General features: G+C 49.6%; 18 protein-coding genes and 3 tRNA genes. 7 read left to right on the plus strand and 14 right to left on the minus strand.

Features of this window, described 5'->3' with window-relative positions; translation table 11 throughout:
* Positions 1-29: 29 nt before the first annotated feature.
* The 8 genes from WC734_03220 to WC734_03255 all read right to left on the minus strand — a co-directional run bounded on the left by WC734_03220 (position 30) and on the right by WC734_03255 (position 9,218).
* Complete coding sequence (locus tag WC734_03220; protein MFA6198137.1) at positions 30-650, minus strand: ribonuclease HII; 621 nt, start codon at positions 648-650, stop codon at positions 30-32.
* The gene (locus tag WC734_03225) at positions 647-1,414 is read right to left on the minus strand and encodes a helix-turn-helix domain-containing protein (GenBank protein ID MFA6198138.1); all 768 of its coding nucleotides are present in this window, start codon (positions 1,412-1,414) and stop codon (positions 647-649) included. The genes WC734_03220 and WC734_03225 overlap by 4 nt, the downstream gene beginning before the upstream one ends.
* On the minus strand, positions 1,411-3,000 hold the full coding sequence (locus WC734_03230) for a class I SAM-dependent methyltransferase (GenBank protein MFA6198139.1): 1,590 nt from the start codon (positions 2,998-3,000) through the stop codon (positions 1,411-1,413). Before WC734_03230 ends, WC734_03225 begins: the two co-directional genes overlap by 4 nt.
* A 180-nt stretch (positions 3,001-3,180) precedes the next feature.
* Positions 3,181-3,627, minus strand: coding sequence for a hypothetical protein (locus WC734_03235; protein MFA6198140.1), 447 nt, complete (start codon positions 3,625-3,627; stop codon positions 3,181-3,183).
* Positions 3,628-3,764: 137 nt separating this feature from the next.
* Positions 3,765-5,111: a hypothetical protein gene (locus WC734_03240; protein ID MFA6198141.1), complete on the minus strand. Its 1,347-nt coding sequence runs from the start codon at positions 5,109-5,111 to the stop codon at positions 3,765-3,767.
* A gap of 1,016 nt (positions 5,112-6,127) precedes the next feature.
* The gene (locus WC734_03245) at positions 6,128-7,366 is read right to left on the minus strand and encodes a Glu/Leu/Phe/Val dehydrogenase (GenBank protein MFA6198142.1); all 1,239 of its coding nucleotides are present in this window, start codon (positions 7,364-7,366) and stop codon (positions 6,128-6,130) included.
* Positions 7,367-7,524: 158 nt separating this feature from the next.
* The gene (trxA, locus tag WC734_03250; GenBank protein ID MFA6198143.1) at positions 7,525-7,851 is read right to left on the minus strand and encodes a thioredoxin; all 327 of its coding nucleotides are present in this window, start codon (positions 7,849-7,851) and stop codon (positions 7,525-7,527) included.
* Positions 7,852-8,024: 173 nt separating this feature from the next.
* The gene (locus tag WC734_03255; GenBank protein MFA6198144.1) at positions 8,025-9,218 is read right to left on the minus strand and encodes an aminotransferase class I/II-fold pyridoxal phosphate-dependent enzyme; all 1,194 of its coding nucleotides are present in this window, start codon (positions 9,216-9,218) and stop codon (positions 8,025-8,027) included.
* A 547-nt stretch (positions 9,219-9,765) separates the two neighbouring features.
* On the opposite strand from WC734_03255, the gene WC734_03260 reads away from it, so the two are divergent.
* Together WC734_03260 and WC734_03265 are read left to right on the plus strand one after the other, a co-directional pair.
* A tRNA-Ala gene (locus tag WC734_03260) sits at positions 9,766-9,841 on the plus strand.
* A gap of 120 nt (positions 9,842-9,961) precedes the next feature.
* On the plus strand, positions 9,962-10,876 hold the full coding sequence (locus WC734_03265; GenBank protein MFA6198145.1) for a hypothetical protein: 915 nt from the start codon (positions 9,962-9,964) through the stop codon (positions 10,874-10,876).
* A 154-nt stretch (positions 10,877-11,030) separates the two neighbouring features.
* Here WC734_03265 and WC734_03270 read toward each other — a convergent pair whose 3' ends face one another.
* Both WC734_03270 and WC734_03275 read right to left on the minus strand, forming a co-directional pair.
* On the minus strand, positions 11,031-11,378 hold the full coding sequence (locus WC734_03270; GenBank protein ID MFA6198146.1) for a DUF1048 domain-containing protein: 348 nt from the start codon (positions 11,376-11,378) through the stop codon (positions 11,031-11,033).
* Positions 11,371-11,700: a PadR family transcriptional regulator gene (locus WC734_03275; GenBank protein ID MFA6198147.1), complete on the minus strand. Its 330-nt coding sequence runs from the start codon at positions 11,698-11,700 to the stop codon at positions 11,371-11,373. The genes WC734_03270 and WC734_03275 overlap by 8 nt, the downstream gene beginning before the upstream one ends.
* Before the next feature lie 288 nt (positions 11,701-11,988).
* On the opposite strand from WC734_03275, the gene WC734_03280 reads away from it, so the two are divergent.
* The 3 genes from WC734_03280 (at position 11,989) to WC734_03290 (ending at position 13,832) form a co-directional block, all read left to right on the plus strand.
* Positions 11,989-12,192, plus strand: coding sequence for a DUF475 domain-containing protein (locus WC734_03280; protein MFA6198148.1), 204 nt, complete (start codon positions 11,989-11,991; stop codon positions 12,190-12,192).
* Between the two features lie 334 nt (positions 12,193-12,526).
* Complete coding sequence (locus tag WC734_03285) at positions 12,527-13,426, plus strand: hypothetical protein (GenBank protein MFA6198149.1); 900 nt, start codon at positions 12,527-12,529, stop codon at positions 13,424-13,426.
* 91 nt (positions 13,427-13,517) lie between these two features.
* A complete protein-coding gene (locus WC734_03290) occupies positions 13,518-13,832 on the plus strand; it encodes a YerC/YecD family TrpR-related protein (protein ID MFA6198150.1) in 315 nt (104 codons plus the stop codon).
* Positions 13,833-14,715: 883 nt separating this feature from the next.
* On the opposite strand, the gene WC734_03295 is transcribed toward WC734_03290, so the two are convergent.
* The 3 genes from WC734_03295 to WC734_03305 form a co-directional block, all read right to left on the minus strand.
* Positions 14,716-14,958, minus strand: a complete 243-nt coding sequence (locus tag WC734_03295) for a hypothetical protein (protein MFA6198151.1) — start codon at positions 14,956-14,958, stop codon at positions 14,716-14,718.
* Between the two features lie 511 nt (positions 14,959-15,469).
* Positions 15,470-15,545: transfer RNA gene (locus tag WC734_03300), tRNA-Ala, on the minus strand.
* A 338-nt stretch (positions 15,546-15,883) separates the two neighbouring features.
* Positions 15,884-15,958 (minus strand) — tRNA-Arg (locus WC734_03305).
* Between the two features lie 509 nt (positions 15,959-16,467).
* Between WC734_03305 and WC734_03310 the strand changes: the two genes are divergently transcribed.
* Positions 16,468-16,878, plus strand: a complete 411-nt coding sequence (locus WC734_03310; GenBank protein MFA6198152.1) for a polymer-forming cytoskeletal protein — start codon at positions 16,468-16,470, stop codon at positions 16,876-16,878.
* 9 nt (positions 16,879-16,887) lie between these two features.
* Entirely contained in the window at positions 16,888-17,643 is a 756-nt protein-coding gene (locus WC734_03315) for a diacylglycerol kinase family protein (GenBank protein MFA6198153.1), read from the plus strand.
* A 138-nt stretch (positions 17,644-17,781) separates the two neighbouring features.
* Here the strand turns inward: WC734_03315 and WC734_03320 are convergent, their stop codons facing one another.
* Complete coding sequence (locus WC734_03320; GenBank protein ID MFA6198154.1) at positions 17,782-18,162, minus strand: endonuclease domain-containing protein; 381 nt, start codon at positions 18,160-18,162, stop codon at positions 17,782-17,784.
* Positions 18,163-18,256: the final 94 nt, after the last annotated feature.

Here is an 18,256-nt window from a genome sequence, read left to right on the forward strand (position 1 = left end):
GTGTTCCGAATTTGTTTGGGATTTCGATATTAGTGCTTCAAATTTTTTCCGAGGCTCTTCATCGGCTCGAAACTCATCCGGTGGAATGCCGACGCGCCAAACTTTTCAATGGCTTGGCGGTGCGACGCAGTGCCATATCCTTTGTGCTGATTAAAACCATACTTAGGATATTTGGCGTGTGCTGCGATTAACATTCGATCCCTGGTGACTTTGGCAATGATCGACGCCGCTGCGATCGTACAGACTTTTTGATCACCTTTAATGATTGCTTCAATCGTGTGTCCACAGTCAATCTTAAACGCGTCGATCAACACCACGTCAGGTGTTGGTTTTAATCCCGCCACCGCCCGCTCCATCGCCAGTTTATTGGCCGGACCAATGCCAATAGTATCAATTTCTTCATGGGTGACAATTCCGGCATTCCACGCTATGGCGTTGGTGATAATTTTAGCATATATTTTTTCACGCTGGGCCGGTGATAGAAGTTTTGAATCACGTAAACCAATCAGGTCGTGCTTATCAAAAATAACCGCGCCGGCCACAATCGGACCGGCCCACGCGCCGCGACCGGCTTCGTCTACGCCGGCAATTAGCTTATAACCTTGTACAAGGTATTTTTCTTCGATCTGCCAAGTCGGATGAATTATCATTTGGCAGTTTTGCTGCTGGCCGACCAGGCCAGCCAAAAGATCGAACGCATCGTTCGGGCGATTTCGGGACTCTCAATCAAAACGCCGATCAATTCATTTTCTTTGAAGGACACCAAGGCAACTTTGTGGTTGTAAATATTCACCTCGATAGTGAAAGGAAACTTTTGCGCTGACACCAAGCGTGTTTCGCGAGCACTTTTAGCATCGGATTTATGATACTGCAAAGCTACCCCGGTATCAGGAGCAATTACCTTGGCCAAGACTTTCTTTTTCACCCGGCGAGCGACATAATCTGCATTCAGCCAATCGGCTAGCTCCCGGGTAACCGCTTCCGACACGCCGGTGAAGGCTAATATTTCTTTATTGTCGCGCAACGTATCCTCGTAAATTGCCTTGAGCCCGTCAACCCCCTCGTACATTTGTACTTTTGGCTTTCGATCGGAGAGATTGTACAGTGTTTCCAGTTCCGGAATAATTTTGGTAATGGAAAACTCTTGACGTTCCAGATGGCGTTGCTGATCTTTCAATATATGTAATAGAGTCTGCGGTGGCGCGGCATAAAAATGCCGGCTATTTTTCTCGACATGCTCGGTTACCAAGCCGCGCTGTTTCAATGACTCTAACAAGACATAAGTCGTCGGCCTCTTTTCATTGGATTTTCGGGCGATCTTTTGCACGGTGGCGTCACCCATTTCCAAAGTCGCCATATACACGGCGGTTTCTTTGTCACTCAAGCCAAATTGTTGCAATGCTTCTTTGATCATGGTTTTTTGGGTAATGATTTTTCAGCCACGAATGTTAGCTTGGGAAATCCTTGCGCGGTCTGCCATTTTTTTACTTCAACATTTTTAAATCCGGCACGCTCGAGATGTGTCTGCATTTCTTCAATGCTCGGTACATAACCAATATAGATATGTTCACCGCCAGGATTATTCAAGTATACGCCATCGCGCTCGTCAGACAATTGCTCACGGTCGGGAATATCCAGCACCAGCACACCGTCTTCACGCAGAGTGCGGTACGCCTCTCCCAATACTAACGCTTTGCTTTTGTTACCCAGTAGGTCGCAGAACACGTGCCAATTGTACATTATGGCGTCTTGGCTCTTGGCTTTTATTGGCAGACTCCGCAGATCAGCCGAAAGAAACTTCGCTCGTCCGGAAAAGCCATCAGCCTCGGCTTTGTGCTGCGCGTCTTTGACTAAATCTTCGGTCGCATCAAGGCCGGTAACTTGCAGGCCGCGTTCTGCTAATGGTAATGCGATTCGACCGTTGCCACATCCGGCATCCAGGACATCATGGACTTGATGTTTTTGAAATATTTCATCGAGAATCTCCAGCTCGTGTTCGGTATCGGCGGTGATCTTTGAACGATCTTCCAATTTATTCCGATACTCGGTATAGAAATTCCTTTTACCCTGTGAAGTTCGAGCACCATAAGTATCCTCAACCGCGTTGAGAAGATCTGGAATCGAACGAAATTTCCGTTCGAGTACCGGCGCGTAACCAAACACGGGTAAATATAAATCAGCACCAGCATCGAGCAGCTGCTCACGCGTCGATGACCCCTTATGGTCGTAACCAGTGCCAATAATAAACGGTTGGTTTCTTAGGTTGGGATTATTACGAATCTTAGTAATGGCACGCAACAAATCCGCTTGACCGCGCGGATTGAATCCAATCGGATCAGCGGCGCGATCCCGCGGCATGAGCATAATAATGTCAGGTAGTGTTCCAGCATCAGCTTTATTGGCTTGATCTAGCTGTGCCAATAAGTCTTCCACATCGATTACCCGACGCACATAGCCAATACCCTGATCGCCGCGATGCGGTTCAGTCAGATAAGTAATTGTTCCCCAAGTTTCCCGATCGGTCGGCATGGCCCACATCCGCAGATCTTGCAGACGTCCCTCGTGCGCCTCGACCGCGAAACGAATCGGATCTTCAAAAGTATTATCCTCCGTGCGCCATTCGGTCGCTCGTTCGCGCCGGCCATGCTCCGCGCCGATCGCGTCCAATCGCCGTTCGGATTCGGCTTCCTCTTCGGGAGTACGTTTATCGAGCGACACACGGTTACGCGCTTCTTCCAATTTAGCTTCGACTTCTAGTTGCTCGACCTCGGTACGCAAATGAGCGGTGGCTCGAGATTTATCCAGCATGTCGTCAATATAAACATCGATCGGGCGTTTCAAGCCTCGGGCCGCCATAAGATCGGCTTCTATTTCGGCCTGCTCTTTGGGTGAGCGCTGATCAGCCGTCGCTCGATATCTATCTATCAGATCATCAATTCGGCGCTCCTGCTCGGAACGCTGATCAACTGGTGGTTCTTCTAAATGTAGGCCTTCTTTCATGCAAGTATTATATCACGAATTAATAATTTTAAACTTCTACTAGGTGGCAGTACAATAATACCAACCCTCGTCAATCAAATAGTTCATTATACCCGCTTCATTCTCACCGCACGACCCTTTGGTCATACGTTGAGATAGAGCCCCGTCTTTAAATTAGACGGGGCGAAAGAAGAAAGAACGTTAAGACGTGGTCTTACGAACGACGGCGAAACGGTAGTTGTCAAACCAGTCATTCTCGTACCAGCGGAGGCGCAAGCCCCGTTTCGCGTTGCCACTGTCGAGACAGGCCACGTGGAGGCTGTGACACGGGCTACGCCATACCGAGCCCAGAGCAACGATCGGGAATAGCCGCTGGAGTTCCGGTTTGGCGACACCGAGAGCCAGAAGCTCCGGCAAGGTAGCCGCGCAGAAACCCCGAGCGTCTATTTCCCTAAGCACATCTTCGGTGCGCATGTCTCGTCCAAAGTGAACGATAATGATCTCGATCTCGGCCTGGCCCCCACCCCTCACAAGGAAATGATCGGCAGTGATGTCACCGTTCTTCCAGTCGTACCGACCCGTGGCGATCATCTCCTCGAGAGTCAGATCATAGTTGACGGTGACCGTAAAGACACACTCCTGTTTCATTGCTGACCCCCCTAATTTTAGAAAGGACTGTTTCAGATTCCCAGTACACGACGCTATTTGTCGTATCCTGGGAAAGAGTCCCGAGCCAACGCGTGTGCGAATGGCTCGGGGGTAAAATTGTTGATTGAGAAAGAACGTTACTGCTTCTTCGTGAGCGAAATCGTCTGCTTGCCCGACTTCGTGTTGATGACGACCTGATCGGCCGTCACCTCGAGGATCGCGAGAAACGCACCGCCATCCCGACCGTACCCGTGATCCTCGGCCTTACAGACAGCCTTCGTATCACCCACAGTCAGAACGTACATCTCGAACCGGATCTGCGGGTCGCCACCAGGATGGTGATCGATCTGCTCTTCGGTGATGAAGGCGGCCACGCCGAGCTCGGCTCGCACCTCGCTCTGCTTCATATTCGGCCTCTGGTACGATCGGTATCCCGACGTCGAACCAGGGGTGGAAGCGATCATCTGCGGCTTGAACCCCCACATGCGCTCGAGCTCGGCCATGATACGCTGCTGCTCGCTCTGTACGACAGCGAGGAACGCCGCCTGCTTTTTCGTTGAAAGCGTCGACACCGGCAATGCCTCCTTCTTCTCGAAGATGAACGTCGTGGTGCGGCTTCCCGTGCGGTTCTTAAGCTCGACGGTGATCTCGATCTTGCCACCTGTCTCGATGACCGTGATGGCGCCAAGTGAGTTGATTGAGAGATACGGACGATCGTTGTCAGCCGAGTACCGATCGCGCCACTGCCACTCCTGGTGGTCAGACTGCGCGCCGTAGTAGACGCGCACTCCGCTCCAGTAGCCGATGCCACCGGACGAACCCCATTCGCTGCGGGACGTGACGACAGCCGCCACGTTCGGACTTGAGATGGTCAGAGTCGAATCGACGGCGTGCTTCAGGATCTGGGCGTAGAGTTCATCGCTGATCTCGACGCCGGCGAATCGCTCCGCTAGCTTCGCCTTCTGGGCTTCCAACTGCTTCCGATTTGCCTCCGCCTCGACTTCCGCCTGGCAACGCGCCGCTTCGGCTTTCTCCTCGGCAACCTTCGCCTTCACCGCCGCTTCACCCTGCTCTGCGAAGAGCACGAGCAGATCGAAGCGGAACGAGTACTCCCGGTCACCGTGGAATGTGACGAACGACAGTGCGTTGAAAACTCGGCAGTTGCCGAAGATCTTGGTAATGAACCTCTGACCGTTCACGCAGCCGCCACAATCCGACGGTGTTTTGTAGCTGAATGTCCAGCTACTCTCCGGCAGATCGACGCGAGCACGGTTTTCACCTTCACCTTCCCACGTCGTCGTGTTGTCGTGGCAGAAGAACCTGCGCCTGTCGTGCCAGTACCGGATGACATCAGCGAGGAAAGCGCATCGCTCCTGCACCGATTCGAGCGCCAACGTCAATCCGTCGTTGATGGCCCAATACGCTTCGTTCCCCTCGGTCTTCTCGACGAAGAACGCGGCCACCAGCTCAGCAAACTTCGACATGACCATCCCCCTTTTCAAAGAACCGATTTCGATTCCCAGTGCGCGACGTGCATCGTCGTACCCTGGGAAAGGGCCCCGACCGTTGTATAGTACGGGGCAAATGCGTAAAGAACTCTACTCACTGACTATCGTCGTTTACCTAACAAACATGAGAGAATGAAAATCAACCAGAGAACAGGCATTGCCAACAACATCAATATGCAGAGGTATCCCAATACGTAAAAGAAGACGACCATCACGCGGAACCATCCAAACCTCACAACCAGGAACACGATGCTCGCCACGATCGTAATCGAAGCAAGCGTTTCCATAGTCCTTCGAATCTTTTGCATTGATCGTCTCTCCTTCTGTGTATGTCGTGTCAGGAAACAAATACCGGCGACCGGCTGACATCTGACTCTATGAAGAGAATATTGAATGACAGCTAGCCGCCCGCGAAAAACTAATCTATATATGTACCGGGTGCTTCTGCGCCACTGGCTCAGGGTGGCTGGTAATGCGTCATAGCTATATGACATAGCCGGATGTATTACCCTCTCTCTTCGTACTTTCTAGATACTGATTTGAATGAACTTTTGTTGGGTTTTTTATGTTTAATGGAGTAGTATAGCGCACCTTTCTAATGTTGTCAAGAGGTGTTGACAGTTAGTCTACATCAATTAACTACTATTATGCTAATATAAGCCTAATTAATATATGCTAAATAACGTTACTGTCTTATGACATAACGTATTTAGGTGGTCTGATTACCGATTAGATGTTTCTAACTCAATCTACTCAGCTAAGCATACTTACCTTCTACTCAGCTACACTTTCAGACGCGCAATCCTGTTTTTTACCTCTAAAAAACAAAAGCGCCGCGCACGGGCTTGTGGCGGTTGAAAGAAGGACGGCATGGGTCGTCCTCACGCATCACCTTACTCGCGTTTCAGGCGCATGTCAAACGAAAATCAAAAGAAGCTCCCGCGTGGAAGCCCCCTTCTTTCTAGATTCTGAATTCTAAATTCTTAGTTTCCTCAATATCCTCGTAATTTAATTGCCTCGGCCACCCGTCCTACCGCCAGAACGTACGCCGCCATGCGCAGATTGATGGAATGTTTGGTCGCGGTCGCTACCACGTCACCCGTAGCCGCTGTCATCCGACTACGCAAACGATCGGCCACCTCTTTGGCTGACCAATAAAGTCCCTGCTGGTTCTGCACCCATTCATAGTAGGACACGGTGACGCCACCGGCATTGGCTAACGTATCCGGGATCACCACGATGCCGCGTTTGTCGAGTTTGGCATCGCCTTCCGGTGTCACCGCGCCATTGGCCAGCTCGAGTACGACTTTGGCTTTGATACGACCAGCGTTCGCTTCGTTGATTTGATTGTCGAGCGCCGCTGGTACTAGCACATCGCAAGTTTGCTCCAATATTTTCTCGCTGGTGATTATCTTAAGTTTCTCAAATCCCTCCACGCTACCGGTTGCTTCCTTGTGCGCTGCTAGTTTCTTCAGATCCAATCCTTTGGGATGGTAAACACCGCCGCGCGAATCTGCCGCGCCGATGATTGTGTAACCGGCTTGTTCCAAAATATCCGCCGCGATACTACCGGCATTGCCAAAGCCCTGCACGATAGCTGTGGGCTTCTTGGGCATTTTGATCTTCCGCAATCGTAATACTTCCGCCAGTACAAACGCGCCGCCCTGAGCCGTGGCCGCGTTGCGTCCCAAGCTCCCGCCGACCGCCAATGGCTTGCCAGTCACGACACCGGGTACGTTATAGCCCTTAAGCTGGCTGAACTCATCCATGATCCAAGCCATGATTTGTGGAGTGGTGTAAACATCCGGAGCGGGAATATCCTTCTCGGGTCCGATGAAGTCTCGAATCGCGCGTACATACCCCCGCGTCAATCGTTCCAGTTCAGCTGCGCTCAACTTGCGCGGATCAACCACGATACCGCCCTTGGCGCCGCCGTAGGGCAGGTCGAGCAGGGAGCACTTCCAACTCATCAACATGGCTAGCGCTTTGACTTCATTCAGGTCCGCCTTGGGATGATAGCGAATGCCGCCCTTGGCCGGGCCGCGCGCGGTGCTGTGTTGGACTCGGTAACCTTCGAACACTTTCACGCTACCGTCGTCCATTCGCACCGAAATCGCCACCTGAAGAATCCGCGCCGGAGCTCGAAGAATATTTAATACGCCAGCATCGAGTTTGATGATTTCGGCCGCTTTATCCAGCTGACGCAACGCGTTTTGGAAAGGATTAGACATATGGATGAAATTCAAAATTAATAATTTAAAAATGTAAAATTATGGGCTCCCTCTCTACTGATTTCCGAATTGCCTAATTAACTTAATCAACTAATTAACCAATCAACCTTGTTACTGTTACTTCTTCCTTGTTACTTATCCGTTTCACGTGTGTCTGATTATTTCATTACTTGTTTTAGTTCTTCGACAATGCGCGCTTTCTGTTGCAAGCCAATCATTTGCTTTACAATTTGGCCATTTTTAAATATCGCCATTGTCGGGATGCTCATGATGTTGTATTTCGCCGCTGTTTCGGGGTTTTGATCTACTTCCAGCTTACCAACCTTAACCTGGCCGGCAAATTCTTTAGCGACTTCCTCAATAATTGGACCCTGTAACTGGCATGGTCCGCACCAAGTGGCCCAGAAATCTACTAGGACCGGCAGTTCTTTTTCGTTCAATACTTCTTGATTGAAATTTTGATCGGTTAAGATAATCTCACTCATAGATTTATGTCATGTTTAATTACTGAATCGGATTTACATTTTAACACATATCAGCACCGGCTGAAAGTTAGCTGATAAATATAAAAGGGCCTCTCCCGAAGGAAAGGCCTTATTGAGTCAGCTGATCAGCACCGGATCACTCTGGGTCAGGTCGAAGTCGGAATTACCCCATTCTAGTTGAGAAGCGCCTTGATCCTCCCAGCCATCACACGGATCTGGGTGATCGGAAGACCGAGTGAGAACCGCAGGTACGGCCGCGGATCGTCGAAGTCCTTCCCCGACAAGACCGACACCCCGATCTCCTCGAGCATGCGATCCTTCAGGGCATCGGCATCGTCGGTGAGATCGCCGACATACGCGTAGACGTAGATAGCGGCCTGTGGACTGCAGCACCGGAAATCGCGGATGCCATTCAGGAGCCGGACCATTTCATCGCGGCGGCGCTGTAGCTTTGCCACCATGAGTTCCACGTCCTTCCGAGGAAGATCGAGCGCCTCCAGACCACCTGCCTGCACGAACGGAGCGGTGCATGAGTGCCCCACGTTCAGGGCGCGAGCGGCGTAGACCGCCAGCTCCTTCGGCATCCACGCCCATCCCAGACGGCTGCCCGTCATCAGGAACGGCTTGGACGGTCCATCCACCACGATGATACGGCTCCACAGCTGGGAATACATGGAAAGGGAGTGAAAGACCTCCCCGTCGAAGAGGATCTTCGAGTAGACCTCGTCGAGCAGGATGATGACGTGCGGGTACTTCAGCAGAAGGTCCAGCAGTCGCCTCGTCTCCCCCTCCGACAGCACCGTTCCCGTGGGATTGTGCGGTAGATTGAGGATGAGCATTCGGGCAGTGGGAAGATGTGACTCGAGTTCGTCGAAGTCGATCGAGAAACCTGTGCCCGTGTCCACCATGTCCAGTGCGACAGGGACACCGCCGGCCATCAGCACGGCATCGCGGTACTGCGGGTAGCAGGGCCGGAACATGGCCGCCCTGTCGCCCTCATCGAGAACCGTCACGATAGCCTGAAAATTGGTGTCCTTGGCTCCAGCGCCGATGAGGATATGCTCTGGATCGTTCGGCAGGCCGCGCGTCTCATGAAACTCACGGGCGACCCGCGTACGCAGTTCAGACAGACCCGCGCTGGAGCAATACCGTTGATACCTTCGCTGGCGAACAGAAGTCGCGATCCTGCCCGATACCCGCCGGCTCATGGGAAAATCGAGCTGGCCGATATGATCTCGGACAACGATGATGTCGCCGCGCGCCGCGCGCCTATCGGCCGCATCGCCCGCAACGAACGCACCTTCCTCCTTGAGCTGTTTGGCCCGGTGCGAAACCAAACCCCTGGTCTGCAAATCAGCGTTCGGCATCGATCCTCCTCTGTTCCCCCTAGGAACTTCTCGAACATGTGAAAACAGCGACCATTGCAACAGTGTATATTCGGTAACCCTGTGCCGGCATCTTACTCTAACGATTACGCTAAAGTCAAGACCCCTTGGCCACCCATTGAAACATTTACGATTATCCTCTATAATCCGAAATGCATTTAATACTTGGGCCCGCAACCAAGAAGCAGCCAATGGTCAACGCATAACTTATTTCATAAAGCGCTTCCATGGGTCGAGGTGGCCGCAGAGCGACTGAACTGCTTCAGTCGCGTGCCACCGAGACGGGCGGGGCGATGTCTCTGACCGACCCGCCCAGGTTCAGCTGGTTATACCAACAATGTATTTCAGTAAGATTCAGTAGCAACACTCATGGGCCCTTAGCCCCGAAGTCCCGCATGGCGGGATTCGGGATCCCGATTGGCCCATGGCCACATCGGGACTCATCTGCGAGATATTAATCAGTTCGTGGTCAATCAATTCATCGTGGGCACTTAGTTCATCTGGTAGAGCAGTCAATCTGCGTCTGTGCGGGGACGTGGCGCAATTGGTAGCGCGCCTCCATGGCATGGAGGAGGTTGTGGGTTCGATTCCCATCGTCTCCACCAGACGCAGATTGACTGACGCCCCGCACCTGAAACGGTGCGGGGAGGTGACCGGTTCGATCCCGGTAGGGTCCACCAATGACCTTTTGGGTAGCGCGTGTTCAACAAATTATAAAACGCTCCATGTCGCCAGGTGAACGCCTAAATTACCACTTTGATACCGAGAACAACGGAGAGCTACAGCGCGATCCGGATAAAATTCGTGCGCTGATTAATAGAGTCAGGGGTACTTTAGTAAGAGGTAGCGTGTTGATGTTTGACGCCGCATATCCTTCACCGGAAAATAAAGAAATCATTGACCGCATAATCACCGACCTTTATAAAAGATATCGGGGGTTAATTGTGATTGAGGGCGCAAAAACGCCCGAAAGCGTCGAGGTGGAAGAATGGATGGAGTGGCAATATGTTATTGCCCCCAAATTTAATTCCTACTTCGATATCTTGCTGAAAAAATATGGCGACTTGGGCAATCTACGAGGTAAACGCATTCTCGATGTAGGCTGCGGTAATCTTGCGACTGACGATGAGCTAGCAATAATCCGTCGAGGCGTCCATGCGTTAAAAGAAGGCCGGGATCCACGACGGTGGAGTGGGAGCATCGAAGAGGAACTCGCGGGAGGATTTTCTCAGCTTCCCGATCATCTCATGTGGATTAATTACGAGTCGGGTACGATCTCACGACGATTTGAGCCGTGGTTTTGCCGTCTGCTGTTGGAATTGGGTGCTAAACCGGTCGGTATCGATATTGGTAACCTTGAAGGCGAGCAATTCGAACATCATCGTGCTGATCTGGTTAAAGAAAATGCGCTGGCGTTTCTGCCAGATCATTCGTTTGATGGGGTATTTTCGGACTATCTTTTCAATTCGCCGATGCTAAGAGAGTCGCACTGGCGCAGAGGTGCCTCTGATCCATTGCGGAGAGATTGCCACCCGCATATCACTGCGCTTAATAATGTGAAGCGTGAATTACCTAGACTCCTGAAGGAGGACGGAATAATCATTAAGTTTGACGAAACAGCTGATAATGCTGGTTTCTAAAGCATTTATAGGTGATGTGAATTTTCGGACAACCACAAAGACGCCGGCACCACAAACCCACCACCTTGCATCCAAATGTGTGTAGCCGTCAGATCGATAAACCGGATCGATGCCAGCGCCACAACAGATGCGTGGCAATAATAACAAGGATTTTTTATTTTTGGCCGCTTCCAATCTTTTTCATCACGTCGCGGTTCAGTGCCTCGCGCCAATTTCCCGTGTAGGTTTTGGTGTTCTTAAGCAGCTCGTCGCAGAACGCCGCCACGTCTTCCCCGGTTATTTCAAGCGCGTTCTTGCCATCAGCCGATCCGGTTTCAAACAGTCCCAGCAAACCCTCTAGGATAGAGACGGTATCCATGCCCGTGCCGGCAGGATACTTCCACAGGTACTTTTTTATTTCGCCATAGACGACTTGATAGTCTCTAGGCATGACTTTGGCGCGCGCCTCCATCTCTTTCCATGCCTTTTTATCCCCGATAATTTTCTTTAGAAAGTTACCCATTTGATTCCTTCCTTAAGTCATTAATTTTTGAAGACACATGATCCCATTTGGCCCAGAACGTAGCGAGTTCCTTGCGCCCGGCGCCGTTGAGCGTGTAGAATTTTCGCGGCGGGCCAATGATGGAAGGCTTTTTCTCGATGTTGACGAGATTATATTTTTCGATGCGCAATAGAATAGCGTAGACCGTACCCTCAACGACATCCGTGAAACCGAGCCGGCGCAGTGACGAAGCGATTTCATAACCATAGGTTTTACCGCGACTGATGATCTCGAGGACGCAGCCCTCGAGCACACCTTTTAGCATTTCGGTGAGGTTTTCCAAGATATTGTTCCTTTCTATATTGTTATATGGTATGTAGTTATACACACTACTACTATATAGTATCAAATAGTAGTAAGCTGGTCAATACGATTATTATTCCTTTTTATCCGCTGCAATTTTGGAAATACTTGTAAATAATCAATATTTCATTGACATCCCCATTCGTAACGTATAATATTCAGCACGGCATCTTTATACAACGAAGGTAATACAACCCGTAGCGTCATTCCTACCCAGTAGTCTTGGGTACAAGGAGGACAGCGCCATGCCGAGGAAAAAGAAAAACAATTGCTACACGGCCACCTGTCCGACATTAGCAAAGTGCTGTATCTCGAAATGATCGACGCCACTTTTTCAATGGACGGCGTGCTGGGCGCCTTCGCGTTTACCGTGTCGGTGCCATTGATCTTGATCGGTAATGGCCTGGGTGCCTTGGTGGTACGGTATCTGACCGTGCGCGGTGTAAAACCGTCAAGAAATTCGCTTACTTAAAAAATGGCGCCATGCATTCGGTTGGTTTGCTGGGCGTCATTATGATATTAGAAAGTTTTGGCCATCATATTGACTCGTGGATGCCACCGTTGATAACCCTGTTAATTGTCGGCCTTTTCTTTTTCCTGTCGGCGCGCGAACTGAAAGCCAAGCATGTTAAGTTGCAGTCAAGCATAGTCATACCTGATTTAACTATCCCGACTGCCTCAGCTGGCGGCTTTTTGGTTGACTCAAGATCGGAAAGCATTCTATACTCTACGCGACAGCGTGCTTGGCGTAACACCGGAGGGAAGCATAAACCGGCCGTTTCAGTTATCGAGAAGGAGGTGCGGCCATGCCCGAGCCCATTGTCATGGATCTTTCATCGTTACTACCCTACTTCCGGGGAAGATCGGTTCCGGCCACAGTGGTGGCTGCAGCGTATCAGTTCGTTATCGATCACCCGGACTGGCATCCACTGGTTCGACAAATCATGGCCGGTGAGGCCGTGCTCAACTCGGATTTGCTAGCACCGCTCCTCGAACAACTGGGACTGGATGAGATCGAAGGGCTGGCGCAGATTCTTCGGCTGGTTCAAGGATTCAGTGCGGTGGAAGTTATCACCGAACCGCCAGTACGAAAGGTTCGCAGGTCAGCCAGGGAGCATACGGACACCGGCTCTCCAGCAGACTCGAAACCTGATCGTGGACCACACCGGCCTTACCAACCGAGTCGGAATCTGTCAGCCAAGGTCGACGCCATCTGCCAGGCTAATCACCGCGGCCAAGAGACACCCAAGCAGACCATGTATCGCATGCTGCAAGATCATCCCGGTATCTTGGCCTTCAATGAAGCCGCCAAGTCTTCACTGACCAAGGCCAACCTGAAGCCACTATCGGCCTCGGAATTTGGCCAGGTCAAACGCCAGTACGGGCAGAAACCGGCTGGCACTGCCAAGCCTCCGGCATCAGGCTCGCTCAACTGGAAAGAGAAGCTGCCCATTATCGCCGAAGCCTACGGACAGGAAGACAATCTGAAGAGGTGGGTCGGTGAACTCCTCGTTGAAAGTGCTGGCAACATGAGCTCCTTCCGGGAGGATATGCAGGAGCGGGCACGTTTTGTGAACCTGGAACTGAGCGCCGATGAAGTGGAGGCCATCGCAGCAGATTGCCGGCGTCGTAATAGCGGCGCGGCGGAAAGGCACGCCGAACGTCAGACCAGGCCATCCTCCGAACCGGTCGGTATCAGAACCTAGCACATCCAGTCATCCATGACTGGATTTTCTATATAAATAGGCTACTTGACACAGTATATCATCTAGTATATACTTTAGTTAACTAAAGTATATGGATAAACGCTTACGCAAAACAATCTGGAATGCGCCCGCTAACCAAGCCCTGATACTGGCGATTTCTAAACTTAAAAACAAACGTGAAATTCAAAATTACCTACGCGACCTGTTAACCGAGTCCGAAATCAAAGAATTTAGCGCTCGCTGGCAAGCCGCCCGAATGCTCGATCGAAACGTTCCGTATACCAAGATAGTTAAAGATACCGGTTTAAGTTCTACCACCGTCGCGCGAGTACAACGCTGGCTACAGCACGGTACCAATGGATATCGCTTGATGATCGACCGTCTCAACCGAAAGAAACTATTATGATTTCAAACATTGTTTGTCTGCTCAACCATCACCACAATCACCTCTTATGGAAAGGGTCTGGTTGTGGTTAAATAGCTCGTCAGCAAACTAACCAACGTCGATCCCTTTCCAGAAGGGATTTTCTTTTTGGAAGGGTGATTCACATTTTATCAACGGAGGTGGCCAGTGTTTTCATTTGTGTGTCATTTCGCATTTTGGTTGCGTAAAGCTCTTTTCAATCGTAAGTCTCAGGTTCACCCTCCAGCCGGTCAAAGCGCTAACAAGTCTCCCGACACTACCGAACCAGATAGTGAAGGTAGTTGGTACTACTGTAATCCTAGTTAGCCGTACCATGCATCCTTGGGTTGTCATTTGACACAACCTTTTAGTTGAATTATTATGTTTTCACGTTCGTTCGGTTGGGTTATTCGGTTCTTATCCAGGCGCTTTGGCTTTGATGCGCCAGAAGCAATCGGTTCTTGCAAAAGCACCCGCTCAGCACCGAGACGTTGGTGAGGGTACAAGCGTCGCTCTGCGGGACTGATCATTTGCCCGTGTTGCATCAAACACGCGACCTCCAAATGATTTGCTCCCGTAGTTCGCCTTGATGCGAATTCCCAAAAAACCAAAAAGAACCGCAACTCGCGCTACCCGATCGGACTACCCAAGCTCACCCCCGGTGAGCTTTTCTCTTTAATTATTGCCTGTGCATAAACAAATACACACCCCTGTCGTTGGGTGTGTTTATTTTATACATAAACCTTAATAAACTGTGTATAGCTTTTATATTATCGTGATATTGGCTTAAATTAGTTTAATTTATTTCTTATCAAATGTGGATAAGAATTTGTTCCACGTGGAACATTATAAGTACTACGTATTACTATATTGTGTAGGTTATTATTTACTCGTAATATAGTTCTTTATAATAAACACTAGCCATTATTCTAGAGGTTAGCCTGAGTATAATAAAGATAATTAAAAGTGTTAATGGTGCGATCACAAATACACGGTTAATAGCCAATAATGCCAAACAAACAATAATTTCTATTATATCAGAGCCTAACCAGCCAAATAGAAATTTTTTATCACGTTTTTTCTCGCGGTATTCTTTGAACATCCGCCAAATCCACATGATATCTCCCATACGATATAATATGTATCCTATAAAAAGCTAATAATCAACAGTTTTGTTGCATAAACTATATAAAACATCATAAACAAAATATACGTATGGAGAATTACGTCGATCTCTCTTTTCAAGGGAAATCGTTTTACGGTAGGCGAGTAATCAATCCAATAATCGACCAAATTCAAATATACGAATAAAAACGCAATAAATTGCTAGGTGTAATGTAAATCGCCCCACCATTGAAAGCCAATACCAAGAACTACACCAATCATGACATCGATGAATTTGATACTAAAGTCTTTTAACATATTTGTTTTATATTAGCTATATTTTCCTTGATGGACCACGGGGGATTTGAACTCCCGACCTCTGAAACCCGACCGCCGCGCCTGTATTTTGTATTATCAAGCATAATTGTGGACCTGCGGGGAATCGACCAGTCATTCGACTGGTCGTCCGGTCTTATGACCGGACAAACCCCTATCTCACCCTAATGACGGGTTTGCCCCGCCTGCTTGCCTGTGCTTGGTGGAGATGGGGGGACTCGAACCCCCTACCTCAGCAATGCGAATGCTGCGCTCTACCAGATGAGCTACATCCCCAGCAAGCACAGGCGGGCAGGTCTACCAGATGAGCTACAGGCCCATCATGGCGCCTGACAATGCTCAATATTACCAATTAAATTTATACTCCGGCAGGCGGGTTCGAATGCGGCGCTCTTCCGGGGCAGCGCCTGCTCCTGCGCACGCTCGGAATAGTCGACGCTCCCCAGCACCATGCGCTTCGCTTAGGTACTGGGTCGCTTCTGCCCGTCCCGTATGACGGTACCCAACTAATCTAATAGCCCATAAATGTTTCACTAAACGCTTAGCGTTCCACGTGGAACAAAACCTAACAAACTAATTCTTACAAATTACTTTTCAGCTGATTATCTAATGTGTGGTGCCCTCAGAGGGAATTGAACCCCCATCTCACCCTTAGGACGGGTTTGCTCTATCCGTTGAGCTATGAAGGCGCGGGCATTGGCGGGCAGGTCCATTGAACTATAGGGGCTCAGGCAAAGGCGGGCGGGTCTATCCTTTGTGCTATGAAGGAATGGCCTTGGCAGTGGTAGAGCTAATCTATACTAATTGAGCTAGTATTAGTATTATTATAGTGTCGTAAAACTATAATATACTATTTGTGATATAATCACCTAACTTTGTCAGGATCTGTGCATTATTCTCAAAGTAGTACAACACTGCTAACAAGATTGCTATTATAACACAAACAATGAATATGGTCAATAACTCTCGTTTGTGTATCTTGTTTTCCTGGATCTGCCTTTCCTGTTGCTCGATGGGCGTGTTCGGATCCGTCATAGTGATTATGCGATATAAAAGTAATTAGTTCTCTCTGGTAGTTTAACGGGTTAACAAATTCAGATCTAACTTGCGGCACACTGTTGCGCCTGGCACTTTGACAAACCAGCTGGCAACCACCTATTATTGTATTGACGCAACTTCTTAATAGTACCATAAAAATATGTTTTCAAAAGATGCCAAGACTAGCAATGAAATGGAAACGGTAATCGGGCCATCGGTTCAGGTCGAAGGAAATTTTTCGGGACAAGGAAATGTTATCGTTGAAGGGGGAGTCACCGGGACTTTAAAAACCGCGGCTGATATAAAAATTGGCGAGGGCGCCAAAATTAAAGCCGACGTTGAAGCACAAAATATTTTGTGCTCCGGTGAAGTACGCGGCAATACCTTGACCGTCAAGGATCGCTTGGATCTGACAAAGTCGGCGCGTGTCTATGCCAATGTCAAAGCCAAAGTGATCACGATGGAAGCCGGAGCGGTGTTGACGGGAAAAGTTACTATGACCGGATCGGAAGCAACCGAGCCAATAGTCAACGCTGATACAAACGACAAATTTAAGAAGCTGGGCCGTTAACCTACCGGCATGTACGCATATCTCTACGATTCGTTTGTCAGTGACGCGCGCAATCAAACCAAAATCGCCCGAATTGAAACTCGCTTAACCGATTTGGGTATCTCTGGAAAGATCAACCGGCTGTCTTTGCTGACCAGCCTGACCGAACAAGTGGACGAGGCGATTAAAAAAGGCGTCGACACCATCGTCGCGGTAGGGAACGATACCACGCTAGCCAAGTTAATTGCCGCTACCGCCGACCGCGCGGTTACTTTTGGGTACATACCGATCGGCGCGCCGAATTACTTTGCCAGGCTTTTGGATATACCATCGGATGAGAAAGCCTGCGACGTGTTATCGGCGCGGGTAATCGAACGGCTGGATCTGGGTTGCGCCAACAATCATTTTTTTCTATCGAGCGCCGAGGTATCGGCTCCCGGTGTGACCATGAAATGCGACAATAGCTTTCAGCTCAAACTTACTAGCCCAGGCCAGACTATCCGGGTTTACAATCTGGGTCCGGCTAACGAAGCTGCCGGCTTCAATACCGACCCGCGTGACGCTCGCTTGGATATTGTTGTTGATGAACCATCGGGCGGGCGCTGGTTTGGGCGGGGAAATGCCGGCCAGAGTGTTTTTCGGATCAAACGAGCCGAATTTATCGGCGCCGAACCAAACACCAATGTAATTCTCGATGGCCAGACCATCGTCCAGTGTCCGGTGATTCTGACCGTACTGCCAAAGAAGTTCAAGATCGTAGTGGGAAAAGGCCGGAAGTTCGCGTGAGCGAGAGGGAACCCGATCTAACCTCCCCCGTACTCAATTGAATGGCGGCATTATTTATGTTAGTTCTTACTGACAACGTGTCCCCTCCTTAGCTAAGGAGGGGACACGTTGTAGTATCAGTTCAACCATTAACTTGCTTTATGGTTTCTTGGCATGGGGGAGGTTTTCGGCCACAGACATTATTCGTGCCAAAACGCCATCGATGTTGTCGAAGATATCGCCGCTAGAGAAACGTAGCACGCAAATGTTGAAGCTCTCAATAAATCTCTGGCGAATACGATCGTATTCTCTTACCTCAGGTCTTGTATGATAACTTTTATCAATCTCGATAACCAAACGCTTCTTCGGGCAATAGAAGTCCACAACATATCTACCGATGCCGTATTGCCGACGAAATCTTAATTCCGATAACTGCGTATTCTTGATATATGTCCAAAGTACGACCTCGGGTGGAGTAAGATTATTCCGCAACTTTCTTCGCAGGTCTTTTCGGATCGACTGATTATATAAAATCGGCATAGAATTATATTCCTGCCGTTGATAGTAGTATAGTGACATTATAAGAGTTGATCAATAGATTGTCATTACCGGCAGTTGACAAACGGCCGTTGTT

The organism is Patescibacteria group bacterium (assembly GCA_041661625.1).
Taxonomy (GTDB): domain Bacteria; phylum Patescibacteriota; class Patescibacteriia; order JAHIZJ01; family JAHIZJ01; genus JBAZUB01.